We start from the raw sequence: 13,801 nt of genomic DNA, 5'->3' as shown, positions 1-13,801 counted from the left end.
TTCAGGGGTACCCCCGAAATCGGTGCCCCACCCGACCGCCGCCACGCGTGCGAAACGGGCGACGGCTCCCAGCTGTGCGCAAAGTCACGGAGAGGCGGAGGGGCTACGATCAGCAACCGTGCCCGACGCCTCCGCTGTCTTGACCAAGCCGAATCCCCCGGCAGCCGCTGAACCGGCGACGCCGCGCGACTACAGAATCGCGAAGCTCATCGCGATCGTCGCGGGTGTGCTGGGGGCGGTCTTCGCCATTGCCGCGCCCTTCCTGCCGGTGCAGCAGACCACCGCGGTGGTGAACTGGCCGCAGGGCGGGACGCTGGACAGTATTCAGGCGCCGCTCATGTCGCAGGTGCCGACCGAGCTGGCGATCACCATCCCGTGTTCGGCGGTGGACCAGCTGGATCCGCGCGGCGGCATTCTGCTCTCGACCGCGCCGCCGCAGGGTAAGGAAGCCGATCTGCAGGCCATGTTCGTGCGGGTGTCGGGCGACACCGTCGACGTGCTGGATCGCAATGCCGTGGTGGCGACGGCCCCGCGCGCGGAGATGGCGAACTGCTCGGCCATCACCATCACCTCCGACAACAAGCGGACCTACGCGCGGTTCGAGGGCCTGACCCGCACCGTGGAGCAGCCGACCGCGGACGGCGGGCGCGAGCTCGTCACCGTGCCGGTCGAGGGGCAGCTGCTCGGCGATCTGCGGCCGCAGGTGGTGGGCGTCTTCACCGACCTGAAGGGCGCTGTCCCCGAGGGCCTTTCGTTCCACATGGACGTGGACTCGCGATTCTCCTCCACGCCGACCGCACTGAAGCTGAGCGCCATTGTGGCGGCGGTGCTGCTGACCCTGCTGGCCATGGGCGCGCTGGCGGTGCTCGACACCAGTGACGGGCGCGGGCACCGGCGCATCTTCCCGCGGCACTGGCTGAAGCCGACCTGGGCGGACGGCGGCATTATCGGCACGCTCGTGCTGTGGCATTTCGTGGGCGCCAACACCTCCGACGACGGCTACATCCTGAGTATGGTGCGGGTGGCGCCGCACGCCGGGTACATGGCCAACTACTTCCGCTGGTTCGGCGTGCCGGAGGCGCCGTTCGGCTGGTACTACTACGTCATCCAGGCCTTCGCCGAGATCTCCACCGCGAGCCCCTGGGTGCGCATTCCCGCGCTGCTGTGCGGAATCCTGTGCTGGCTGGTCATCAGCCGCGAGGTGGTGCCGCGGCTCGGTCGCGGGGTCGCCACCTCGAAGGTGGCGCTGTGGACCGGCGGCCTGGTGTTCCTGGCGTTCTGGCTGCCCTATGACAACGGCCTGCGCTCGGAGCCGATCGTGGCGCTCGGCGCGCTGCTGACCTGGGTGTCCATCGAGCGGGCCATTGCCACCGCGCGCCTGCTGCCCGCCGCCGTGGCGGTGCTGGTCGCGGCCTTCACACTGGCCGCCGCGCCGACCGGCCTCATGTGTGTGGCCGCCCTGCTGGCCGGTATCCGTCCACTGGTTCGCATCGTGGTGCGCCGCCACAAGGAATTCGGCACCACCGCCCTGCTGGCGCCCATCGCCGCGGCCGGATTCCTGGTGCTGGTGGTCGTCTTCGGCGATCAGACCTTCGCCGGGATCATGGAGGCCAACCGGGTGCGGCAGGCGACCGGGCCGAATCTGGCCTGGTACGAGGACTATCTGCGGTACTACTACCTGTTCGTGGAGACGGTGGACGGCTCGCTGTCGCGGCGGTTCGCCTTCCTGGTGATGATCCTCTGCCTCATCACCACCATGCTGGTGCTGCTGCGCCGGCGGCAGGTGCCGGGCATTGCCAGCGCGCCGACCTGGCGGCTCATGGGCGTGGTGTTCGGAACCATCTTCTTCATGATGTTCAACCCGACCAAGTGGACGCACCACTTCGGCGCGTACGCGGGCATCGCGGGCTCGCTGGCGGCGGTGACCGCGGTCGCGGTGTCGGCAACGGCCTTGCGGTCCAGGAAGAATCGATCGGTCTTCCTGGCGGGCCTGCTGTTCACCCTCGCCGTCTCCTTCTCGGGCATCAATGGCTACTGGTACGTGTCCAGCTTCGGCGTGCCGTGGTTCGACAAGCGGGTCTCGCTGCACGGCTACCAGTCCAACACCCTCATGCTCATGCTGTTCGGGCTGGCGCTGGCGGTGGTCGCGTGGCAGTCGCTGCGCGAGGGCTACGCCAAACCGCTGGAGAACGGGAAGACCAAGCGCGGGCGGCGGATTCGCAAGTTCGCGGCCATTCCGCTGACCGTGGTCGCCGCGCTCATGGTGGCGTTCGAGGTGCTGTCGCTGGTGAAGGGCGCGGCCTCGCAGTATCCGGCCTACTCGCTGGCGCGATCGAATTTCGATGCCCTCGGCGGCAATTCGTGTGGCCTGGCCAATGACGTGCTGGTCGAAGCCGATCCCAACGGCGGCAATCTGACCCCGATCATCGATCCGGCCAACCCGCCCAAGGACGGCGACCCGCTGGCCGGGGCGAACCCGATCGGCTTCTCCCCCAATGGCGTTCCCGAGAAACTGGACGCCGACAGCGTCGAGGTGAAGCCGGGCACCGGCAATACCTCCACCCAGACCGTGGGCCCCGCCTTCGCCGACGGCGAGAACGCGGGCACCGGCGGCGGCAAGGGCGCCGAGGGCGTGAACGGCTCCACCGTGGCCCTGCCCTTCGGCCTGGATCCGGCCACCACCCCGGTCATGGGCAGCTGGCAGGACGGCGTGCAGCAGCCCGCCGAGATGTACTCCAGCTGGTACGAATTGCCCCCGCGCGCAGTGGATTCCCCGCTGGTGGTGATCTCGGCGGCCGGGCGCATCATGTCCTTCGACGACACCGGCAATATGACCTACGGCCAGCAGCTGCTGGTCGAGTACGGGCACAAGGAAGCCGACGGGAGCGTCACCAAGCTGGGCGAATACCGGCCCTACGACATCGGCCCCGCGCCGTCGTGGCGCAATCTGCGGGTGCCGCTGGACGCGCTGCCCGCCGAGGCGGACACGGTGCGCATCCACGCCAGCGACCAGATCCTGATCGGTGATCAGTGGCTGGCCTTCACCCCGCCGCGGGTGCCGAAGCTGCAGACCATCGACAGCTACCTCGGCCGCACCCAGCCGATCCTGCTGGACTGGGCGGTGGGCCTGCAGTTCCCGTGCCAGCGGCCCTTCGACCACCGCTACGGCGTGGCCGAGGCGCCGAACTACCGCATCCTGCCGGACCGGCCGCTCGCGGTCAGCTCCACCAATACCTGGCAGGCGGAGGAGTTCGGCGGCCCGCTCGGCTTCGCGCAGATGCTGGCGGCCTCCAAGACCATTCCGACCTATCTGAACGACAACTGGGACCGGGACTGGGGCTCGCTGGAGCAGTACGACCAGTACTACCCGGCCAAGCCCGCGCAGATCGAGACCGGCACCGAGACCCGCTCGGGTCTGTGGTCCCCCGGCAAGATGCGCGTCTGAGCCCGGGCCGACCGGTACAGCGGCCGTCCGCCATGCGCGGGCGGCCGCTGCGCTTTCCACCCGCCGCCGGGGTGAGGCTCACACCACACCGGTCCCCGTTGTGAGTGGCGCGCCCCCTACCGGCAGGATGTTCCCCATGGCGAACATTCAGCTCGGCGAAGTGGCAACCTGGTACGACGTCCACGGCGACGGCGCGCCGGTGGTGTTGCTGCACAGCGCTTTCGTCGACTCCCGCATGTTCGCCCCCGCCATGCCCAGCCTGGTCGGCCGCTTCCGCGTCTACAAGACCGACCGCCGCGGGCACGGCCACACCCCCGATGTCGAGGGTCCCTTCTCCTATGAGCAGATGGCCGCGGACACCATCGCGTTCCTGGAGAAGGTGGTCGGCGAACCCGCCCACTTGGTCGGCCACAGCGATGGCGCGAATGTCGCGCTGATCGTGGCCCTGCGCCGCCCGGACCTGGTCCGCAGACTGGTCCTGATCAGCGGCAACTTCCATCACGACGGCGTGCTGCCCGGCGTGCTGGACGACTTCGGCGACGCGGACACCATCCGCTTCCTGGGCAGCCGCTACGCCGAGGTCTCCCCCGACGGCGAGGACCACTTCCCGGTGGTCGCCGCCAAACTGCTGGAGATGGGCCGCACCCAGCCCGCCTTCACCCCCGCCGACCTCGGGGCCGTCACGGCCCGCACGCTGGTCATGTCCGGAGACGATGACGCGGTATCGCTGGAGCACACCCTCGCGATGTACCGCGCCATTCCCGACTCCGAACTGTCCGTCATCCCCGGCACCTCACACCTGTTGATCATGGAGAAACCGGCCGAGGTCTACACCGTGGTCGCCGACTTCCTCGCCGGCGACCCCATTCCGACGCGCCAGCCCATCCGCCGCGCCGCACGCTCCTGATCCGCCGGCGCCCTCAGGCGTCGACGTGCGCAACCCACTCGTACACCGGCAGGCTTCCCTCGGGCGTCTCCTGCCACCTGGGCGTCACCTTGAACCGCTCGTACCCGCCCCCGTGCGCCACCCGCAGTTCGATCCCGGGCGGCGTAATCGGCACGATCCGCTGCTTCAGGCCGTCCGGCCCGCCTTCGAGCAATGCCTTCGGTGAGCTACTCATAGCTGAAGACTCTCATACCCACCCAATGCACCCGATCGATTCGCCACAATCGGCGAGCCGCAGCGGGTGCGAGCGCGCCTACAGCGGCAGCAGGTGGTGCTTGCGGGGATTGCGCGGGAGTTTCTTGTCGCGCAGCACATGCAGGGCCTTGCGGATCTCCAGGCGGGTCGTGGCCGGGTCGATGACGGCGTCGATATAGCCGCGCTCGGCCGCCACCCACGGGGTGGCCACGGTGGCGTTGTAGAAGTCGATCATCTGCTGCCGCATGGCGGCCCGCTGCTCCTCGGGCGCGGACTCCAGTGTCTTCGCGCCGATCAGCGTCACGGCGCTCTCGGCGCCCATGACCGCGATGCGGGCGGTGGGCCAGGCCAGGTTCACATCGGCGCCCAGCTGTTTGGAACCCATGACCGCGTAGCCGCCGCCGTAGGACTTGCGGATCACGACGGTCACCTTGGGGACGGTGGCCTCCACGAAGGAGAAGATGAAGCGCCCGCCGCGCTTGATCACGCCGATCTTCTCCTGTTCCACGCCGGGTAGGAAGCCGGGCGTGTCCACCACGAAGACCAGCGGGATCTCGAAGGCGTCGCAGAGCCGCACGAAGTGCGCCGCCTTGTCGGAGGCGCGGGCGTCCAGGGCCCCGGCGTAGACCATGGGCTGATTGGCCACCACGCCCACGCTGCGCCCGTCCACGCGGGCGAAGCCGCAGATGACATTGCGGCCCGCGGACTCCCCGAACTCGTGGAAGTCGCCGTCGTCGAAGATGCGGATGAGGACGTCGTGCATGTCGTAGCCGGCATTGTCGGCATCCGGCACGATGCCGCGCAGTTCCAGGTCCGACTCCGTGATCTCCGGCTCCAGACCGGGATTCACGATGGGCGGCAATTCCTGGCAGCTCGACGGCAGATAGCCGAGATAGTCGCGCACCCATTGGAAGGCCGCGGCCTCGTCCTTGGCCACATGGTGGATATTGCCGTACTCCGCCTGGCTGCGCGCCCCGCCCAGCTCCTCGAGGCTGACATCCTCACCGGTCACCTCGCGGATCACCTTGGGGCCGGTGACGAACATATAGGCCTCTTCGGTGGCCACCACCACATCGGTATTGATGGGCGCGTACACCGCGCCGCCGGCGCAGCTGCCCAGGATCATGGAGATCTGGGGCACCAAGCCGGACAACGGTTCCTGGCGGCGGCCCAGTTCGGCATACCAGGCCAGGGAGGTCACCGCCTCCTGCACGCGCGCGCCGCCGGAGTCGTTGATGCCCACCACCGGGCAGCCCACCTTGGCCGCGAATTCCATGATGCCCGCGACCTTCCGGCCGAACATCTCGCCGACCGAACCGCCGTAGACGGTCTGGTCGTGGGAGAAGACCGCCACCGGGCGGCCCTCCACCAGACCGTGGCCGGTGACCACGCCATCGCTGTACAGCGCGGTCTTGTCACCCGGGTTCCGGACCAGCGCACCGATTTCCACGAAGGTCCCCGGATCGAGGAGCATATTGATCCGGTCGCGGGCCGAGGGAATACCCTTCCTGGCCCGCTTCGCGACTCCCGCTTCACCTGCCGGCTCCCTCGCGATGTCCAACTTCTGGCGCAGGTCGGCGAGTTTCTCGGCAGTGGTGCTCAACTGGACTCCTTTCGGCAAAACCTACTTTCGCAGAACCCGTTTCGCTATGGCGCTATTTCGCGGCCGTGTTGATCACGTTCAGTTTCTTGGTGAGATCGGCGCCGATGGTCGCGATGCGCGGCTCATCGATGATCTGCAGGTGGTCACCCGGGATGTGGATGATCTCCAGATCCGAGATGTGCTCGTCCCAGCCACCATTGGGGCGGCGATCGCCGAACCTGGGTTCGAGTTCGATCAGACCGTCGTGGTAGCGGTCCGCCAGGTAGAGCACGACCGGTCCGTCGTAGTCGGACAGCTCCAGCTTCTGCAGTTCGCGGTTCTCGATGAACGACGTGCGCTGATGCTCGAGCACACCGCCGGGGATGTTCACGCCGGCGAACTTGACCAGCTCGGTGATGATCTGGATCTGCTCCTCATCGGACGCCGCGGCCAGCTCTTCCAACTGCTCGTCATCGAGTTCGCCCTGGAACCCGTAGGTCTTCTGAGCGAACGCCTGGTAGCGGCGCATCCGCTCCATTCGCTCCTCCGGCGTATTGATCTCCGGCTCTACCGGAATCGCCAGATCGATCAGACCCACCAGGCGCACATCCGCGCCCTCGGCGCGCATGATCTGGGCGACGGTCAGCGAGAACACGGCTCCCAGCGACCAGCCGTAGAAGACGTACGGGCCTTCCGGCTGGCGCTTGCGGATCTCCGGAATGTACTGGCGCGCACGCTCTTCGATGCTGCCCTCGACACGCTCGAAGCCGTACATCGGCGTGCCGGCCGGGAGGCGCTTGAGCAGCGGCTCGTACACCAGGGTGTTGCCGCCCGACGGGTGGAACACGAAGACCGGCGTGGCATCCGAGCCGGATTCCTTCGCGCGCAGCGTGCGCACGAAGCCTTCGACATCGTCGCCGTGCTCCTGGTAGCTCGCCACCACCTCGGCCAGTCGCTCGATGGTTTCCGCGGCCCGGATCTCTTCAGGATCGATCTGCGCCTTGGCGCGTTCCGACAGCCGTGCGACGAGCTTGTCGAACTGCTCGTCGTCGAGCTTCGGCAGCGGATTGAAAATGCCGCCCGCCGACTTGCCCGTCACCAGCGCCCAGGTCGCGAACACCAGTCGCTCGGGAGCATTGCGCGGCGGGACATTGTCCTTGTCGGTCTCGGTGACCGGCGGCGCGGCCTCGAAATCGGCTTCGGTGGTGGCGGTTTCGGCCTCGACGGCTTCCTCGGTGATCTCGGTGGCCTCGGCGACCACGTCATCGGTCACCACATCCAGGCGATCCGCCACGGTCGGCACCGCATCTCCGGAGCCTTGCGCCAGCTTGTCCTTGGCCGCCTGCGGCAGCGCCGCCAGCGGATCGGCGCCCGCGGCCATGGCGGCCCGCGCGGCGGAGACGAAGTCGGCGTCGACGGTGATGTCCTCACCGGCGGCCTGGCGCGCGGCCACGGCCTCCAGCTCCTCGCGGTGCTCGATGGCGTAGCGCAGCACCTTGCCGACCTCGAGCAGGCTGGCATCGCGCACGGCCTGCAGCTGCAGCTGCGGGATGTCGAATTCGTACTCGACGCGGTTCTTGATGCGCATGGCCATCAGCGAATCGAGACCCAGCTCCATGAGCGGGATCTCCATGGGCAGATCCTCGACGGCGTAACCCATGGACTCGGCGACAATGATCGCCAGGCGCTCCTCGATGGTCTGCTTGCCATTGGGATCCCAGCGCTCACCGGGGGTCTCGGCGACCTCGACCGCGGCGGCCGCGACCGGCTGCGGGGCAGCCGATTCCGGCAGCGGAGCACCCAGGGGTGCGTGGGCGGGGAGAGACGCAGTGACGACCGCGTCGAACAGCGGCCGGAAGGCATTGCCCTCCTTGGCGTGCACCGATACCGACGCGCCGCCCGGATGCGGGGTGAGCGTGGTGGTCAGGGTGCCGGTCGCCGGAATCGCGCCGTGCGCGACGGAAGCGCCGACGGTCACCTCGGAGAGCACCTGCGCGGCAGCGGCATGCACCAGCGCGGCCAGGTCGGTGACGGCGGAGGCCTGCACCTCCCAGACGTGGCGGCCGTCGGGCAGCGCCACCGACGCGCCCGGCACCCGGGTGTTCCCGGAGCCGCCGCCGAAACCGGCGACCTTGGGCCAGTACTCCTTGCGCAGGAACGCCGTCCGCGGCACGTCCGCGTACTCACCGGCGGGCAGCAGCGAGAACAGATCCACCTTGTGGCCCTGCACATACAGCTGCGCCAGCGCGGAGATGACGCCCGCGGACTCGTCTTCCTTGCGCTTGAGCGTCGGGATCAGCGCGGCATTGTGCACGCCCGCCGCATAGGTGGTGCCCAGCACCTGCATGAGCGCCACCGAGTTCGGGGCCAGCTCCAGGTAGGTGGTGATGCCGGTGTCCACGGCCTGCCGGATGGCATTGGTGAAGTACACCGAGCCGCGCATGTTGGTGACCCAGTAGTCGACATCGTGCACGGGGGCGTGGCCCGCGCGGTACACGGTGTCCTTGTGCACGGTCGAGTACAGATCGCGCTTGAGCTTGGTGGGCTCGATGCCCGCCAGCTCGGCGGCCAGCTCGCCCAGCAGCACATCCATCTGCGAGGTGTGGCCGGCGCCGCGGGTCTGCAGCACGCGCGCGAACTTGCCCTCGGCCTCGGCACGCGCCACGATGGCGGCCACCTGATCCGGCGGACCGCCGATGACGGTGTTGGTGGGCGCGGCGTACACCGCGACCTCGATATCCGGATAGTCGGCCAGCGCTTCCTGAATGGCCTCGGCGCTGTACTCGACCAGGGCCATATTGCGGACCTGATCATCGGTGATCATGGCCTCGCCCTCGGCCATCAGCCGCGAGCGGGCGCAGATGACGCGCACGGCCTCTTCCAGGCTCAGACCGCCCGAAATGTACGCGCCCGCAACCTCACCCTGCGAGTGGCCGACCACGCCCTCCGGCTCCGCGCCGTGCGCGCGCAGAATGGCGGCCAGGCCGACCTGAATGGTGAAGGTGCCGACCTGCGAGGTGCCCAGATCCCAGTCCTGGGCGTCATCGAGCATGAGCTCCTTGACCGAATATCCGGCCTCGTCCATGACGAGCTCGTCGACCTGGTCGACGGTCTTCCGGAAGATCGAGTTCTCGGTGTAGAGCTGCTTGCCCATCTTCCGGTGCTGCGCACCGAAACCGGCCATCACCCACATCGCGCCCTTGGCGGCGGGAGCGTCGGCGGTGAACACGCCAGTGCCCGGCTTGCCCTCGGCAATGGCGCGCAGGCCCGCAATGGCCTCGTCATGGTTCTTGGCGATGACCACGCCGCGCGAGCGGCCGTGATTGCGCTTGGCCAGCGAGCGGGCGACATTCTCCAGCGGAGTCGCCTGTCCCGCTTCGCTTTCCAGCCAATCGGCCAGGTCGGCGGCGGCGCGCTTGCGACGGGACGGCAGGTAGGCCGACACCGGCAGGATCAGCGGCAGCGGCTCGTCGCGGTGGCCCCACTCCGGTTCCGGGGCGGCGGCATCGACGATGCGCTCGGCCTCGGCGACCACATCGGTGGTCTCGGCGTCGAGTCCGGTGGCCTCGGCGACGGAATCGGATTCGGTGGCGGCTTCCGGAGCGGGCGCGGTGGGCACGTACTCCTGGATGACCACGTGCGCATTGGTGCCGCCGAAACCGAAGCCGGAGACGCCGATGGTGGCCTTGCCGCTGTAGCGCGGGAATTCGGTGGGCTCGGCGACGACCTGCAGGCGCACCTGCTCCCACGGGATGTAGGGGTTCGGACCGGCATAGTTGACGCTCGGCGGAATGACGTTGTTCTGCAACGCCATGATCACCTTGGCCAGCGAGGCCGCACCCGCACCCGACTCCAGGTGGCCGAAGTTGGACTTGGCCGAACCGAGTAGCGCCGGCTTGTCGGCATCACGTCCACGACCGACGACACGCCCCAGGGCGTCCGCCTCGATCGGATCGCCGATCAAGGTGCCGGTGCCGTGCGCCTCGATGTAATCGACTGTGGACGGCGCGATTCCGGCATCCCGGTAAGCCCGGCGCAGCACATCTGCCTGTGCGTCCGGGTTCGGTGCCAGCAGGCCATTGGAGCGGCCGTCATTGTTGACGGCGGAACCCTTGATCACCGCGTAGATCTTGTCGCCGTCGCGCTCGGCGTCGGCGAGACGCTTGAGGACCACCAGGCCCGCACCCTCCGAACGGACGAAACCGTCCGCATCCGAGGAGAACGCCTTGAGGTGGCCGTCCTTGGCGATGGCGCCATTGGCCTCGAAGCCGAGCGTCGCCATGGGCGCGAGGATCAAGTTCACGCCGCCGGCCAGGGCCAGATCGGCATCACCGCTGCGCAGCGAGCGGACCGCCTCGTGCACGGCCACGATCGTGGACGAGCACGCGGTGTCGACCGCCACCGACGGGCCGCGGAAGTCGTAGAAGTAGGAGACGCGGTTGGGAATGATGGCCGACGACGAGCCCATCAGCGCGTACGCCTCGGCAGAGAGCGGCACGTTCGGATCGCGCGGCGCCGCCAGGCTGTTCGCGGCGATGAAACCGAAGTCGTTGGTCGAGGTGCCAATGAAGATACCGACCGGCTCGCCTTTGAGCGTGTTCGCGGGAATCCGGGCGTGCTCCAACGCCTCCCAGGTCAGCTCCATCATCAGGCGCTGCTGCGGGTCCATCCGCTCGACCTCGACAGGCGAATGCGCGAAGAACTCGGCGTCGAAGCCCTTGATCACGTCCTGATCGAGGTAGCCGCCCTTGGTATTGGCCTTCTCGACGGCGGCGGCGATCTGCGGGTCGCCGGTGAACTCGTCCCAGCGGCCTTCGGGCAGTTCGCGAATGGCGTCGCCGCGGTTGATCAGGAATTCCCAGGTGGACTCGGGCGTGTCCCCGGCTCCCGGCAAACGCGTGGACAACCCGACAATCGCGACATCATGCGCTTCGTCCGGCGTGAATCCCGCGGTGTAGAACGAGTCGTCGGCGGCCTCGGCCGGAACGTCGGGCTCCCCGTTGATGATTCGCTCCGCCAGCGAACCGATGGTCGGGTGCTGGTACACGATGGTCGCGTTCAGCACGACCCCGGTCAGCTCCTCGATATCACCGCCGAGCGCCAGCGCATCCCGCGAGGCCAGGCCGAACTCCTCCATCGGCCGGTCCACGGTGATGTTCTCCAGGGGCTGGCCGGTCGCGTCCGCGACCCACTTGCGCAGCCACTCGCGCAGTTCGGTCACCGTCATATCGGTGCCTGCGGGCTTGGCGTCGGCGTCGCCGGACACCGCTGGAGCGTTCTCGGTCGTCTGGTTGGGGGTCATGCCCTCGTTCTCAGCCATCAGTTCCTCAAGCTACCTGTCGGTGTACGGTGCGCGGCAATGATTCGGCAGTGATTCAAGCAGTGAATGGCGCGAGCCGAGTCGGCCCGCGCCATTCGCATCGAGGCATTCGCCTCTCACTCCTCGTCGGGAGCATCGGGGAAAGCCTGCTGCGTGTAACCACCACGCAGTGTGCCTTCCAGGTACGCCGCCTTGCAGGCGCGACGCGCGATCTTGCCGCTGGAGGTGCGCGGAATCGAGCCGGCCGGGACGAGCAGGATGTCCCGGGCGGTGACGCCGTGGCGGGTGGAGATGGCCGCGCGCACCGCGTCGGCAATGGGCTGCGGGTCGGCCTTGCCGGCGCCCGGGCCGCGCTCGCCCACGATGACCAGCTGTTCGGAGGCGTCGTCGGCGTCGTACTTGATGCCCGAATGGCTGTCGGAGGCAAAGACTTCGGCGGGCAGCTGGTTGGCGGGCACCGAGAAGGCGGCCACGAAGCCGGGCCGCAGCGCCTTGGAGGCCTCCTGCGCGGAGTACTCCAGATCCTGCGGGTAGTGGTTGCGGCCGTCCACGATGACCAGGTCCTTGACACGGCCGGTGATGTAGAGCTCGCCGTCCACGTACACGCCGTAGTCGCCGGTGCGCAGCCAGTTGCCGTCCAGCGGAACGCCCTCGGTGTGGACGCTGCCCTCGACGCGGTTGGCCAGCTTGTTGCGGAAGGTCTTCTGGGTTTCCTCGGCGCGGCCCCAGTAGCCGATGCCGACATTGTTGCCGTGCAGCCAGATCTCGCCGACCCGACCCTCGGGCAGTTCGCGCGCGCCCTCGGGGGAGTCGATGGAATCGGCGTCCACGATGGCCGCCCACTGCGACAGCGCCACATAGCCGCAGGAGACCTGGGCGATGGAGTTCGGCGCGCCCTGTTCGACCTTCACGATGCGACCGGCATTGAGCTCGGTGCGGTCGACGTAGATGACCTTGGCCTCGTCCTCGTGCCGGGTGGCGGAGACGAACAGGGTCGCCTCGGCCATGCCGTAGCAGGGCTTGATGGCGGTCTTGGGCAGGCCGTAGGGGGCGAACGCCTCGTTGAACTTCTTCATCGAGGAGGTGGTCACCGGCTCGGAGCCGTTGATCAGGCCGATGACGTTCGACAGGTCCAGGGCCTCGCCGTTCTTCGGCACGGCGCGCGCGGCGGCGTGTTCGAAGGCGAAGTTCGGTGCGGCGGCGAAGGTTCCGGCGCCGTCGGAGACCGCGGCCAGTTCGTGGATCCAGCGCGCCGGGCGGCGCACGAAGGCGCTCGGCGACATGATGGTGATGTACTTGCCGCCCACGGCGGGCAGGATCACCGTCAGCAGGCCCATGTCGTGGTAGAGCGGCAGCCAGGTGACGCCGCGCGAATTCCAGTTCAGGTCCAGCGCGTTCACCATCTGCAGCACATTGGTGCCGACGGCGCGGTGGGTGATCTCCACACCGGCGGGCACGCGTGTCGAACCCGAGGTGTACTGCAGGTACGCGATATCGTCGACCGCGATGTCGGGGCGGATCCAGGACTCGCCGACGGAGTCCGGAATCGCGTCGACGGCAATGATGCGGGGGCGCTGGGCCGCGGGGAGCGCACGGAAGAACTGGCGGACCCCGGCGGCGGAGGAGCTGGCCGTCAGGATCGCCGAAGGAGTGCAGTCACCGAGCACCGCGTGCAGGCGATCGGTGTGGCCCGGCTCGTCCGGATCGAACAACGGCACCGAGATGGTGCCCGCATAGATGGCGGCGAAGAAGGAGATGACGTAATCCAGCCCTTGCGGAGCCAGGATCGCGACGCGATCGCCCCGCTTGGTCACCTGCTGCAGTCGGGCGGCCACCGCGCGCAGCCGAGTCCCGAACTGACTCCAGGTGAGGTCCTGGTACACGCCGTCGCGCTCACGTGAGTAGTCGATGTACCGGTAGGCCAGATCATCGGCGTCATTACCGTGGGTGTGCTTCTCGACGTAGTCGACGAGGGTGCGGCCCTCGGGAATCGTGATGTTCCCCGTTTCGTCGAGGTAATCGTCGAAAGTCTCGTCCATTCCTTCTTCTCCTCCGAGGCGCACGCATCAGGAGGGCGCGCTGCGCCCTTACCTGTGAGGCCCCGACTCTCTTCGCCCGCGGGGGAGCTCGTCTTGCGAGAGCCAACCTGCAGATTTGTATTGCGGTCTGCGCGGTGACCGTCTATTGGCTAGATGTCCTCAAACCAGAGACATGTTACAGAGCGGCGGTCCGGCCATGCTCCGGAGCGGCCAAACATATCCCAGCTCACTGGCTCGGCCCCAGTGGGATCACCGGGGCGAACGTCGCTATTTG

General features: G+C 68.1%; 6 protein-coding genes. 2 read left to right on the top strand and 4 right to left on the bottom strand.

Features of this window, described 5'->3' with window-relative positions:
* The first annotated feature begins 118 nt into the window (after nucleotides 1–118).
* Nucleotides 119–3,445, top strand: coding sequence for an arabinosyltransferase domain-containing protein (locus tag ACYQ5L_RS00920; RefSeq protein ID WP_459954925.1), 3,327 nt, complete (start codon nucleotides 119–121; stop codon nucleotides 3,443–3,445).
* 136 nt (nucleotides 3,446–3,581) lie between these two features.
* The gene (locus ACYQ5L_RS00915; protein ID WP_459954924.1) at nucleotides 3,582–4,352 is read left to right on the top strand and encodes an alpha/beta fold hydrolase; all 771 of its coding nucleotides are present in this window, start codon (nucleotides 3,582–3,584) and stop codon (nucleotides 4,350–4,352) included.
* A 13-nt stretch (nucleotides 4,353–4,365) separates the two neighbouring features.
* Here the strand turns inward: ACYQ5L_RS00915 and ACYQ5L_RS00910 are convergent, their stop codons facing one another.
* The 4 genes from ACYQ5L_RS00910 to fadD32 all read right to left on the bottom strand — a co-directional run bounded on the left by ACYQ5L_RS00910 (nucleotide 4,366) and on the right by fadD32 (nucleotide 13,527).
* Nucleotides 4,366–4,566 carry a DUF5988 family protein gene (locus tag ACYQ5L_RS00910; RefSeq protein ID WP_379194003.1) on the bottom strand — a complete coding sequence of 67 codons (201 nt, stop codon included), beginning with the start codon at nucleotides 4,564–4,566 and terminating at the stop codon, nucleotides 4,366–4,368.
* Nucleotides 4,567–4,644: 78 nt separating this feature from the next.
* Entirely contained in the window at nucleotides 4,645–6,189 is a 1,545-nt protein-coding gene (locus ACYQ5L_RS00905; RefSeq protein WP_459954923.1) for an acyl-CoA carboxylase subunit beta, read from the bottom strand.
* Between the two features lie 52 nt (nucleotides 6,190–6,241).
* On the bottom strand, nucleotides 6,242–11,488 hold the full coding sequence (pks13, locus tag ACYQ5L_RS00900) for a polyketide synthase Pks13 (RefSeq protein WP_459954922.1): 5,247 nt from the start codon (nucleotides 11,486–11,488) through the stop codon (nucleotides 6,242–6,244).
* A gap of 116 nt (nucleotides 11,489–11,604) precedes the next feature.
* Complete coding sequence (fadD32, locus tag ACYQ5L_RS00895; RefSeq protein WP_459954921.1) at nucleotides 11,605–13,527, bottom strand: long-chain-fatty-acid--AMP ligase FadD32; 1,923 nt, start codon at nucleotides 13,525–13,527, stop codon at nucleotides 11,605–11,607.
* Between the last annotated feature and the right edge of the window lie 274 nt (nucleotides 13,528–13,801).

The organism is Nocardia sp. IFM 10818 (assembly GCF_054655275.1).
The sequence above is the reverse complement of the archived record's forward strand: the minus strand, read 5'-3'. Positions and strand labels throughout refer to the sequence as shown.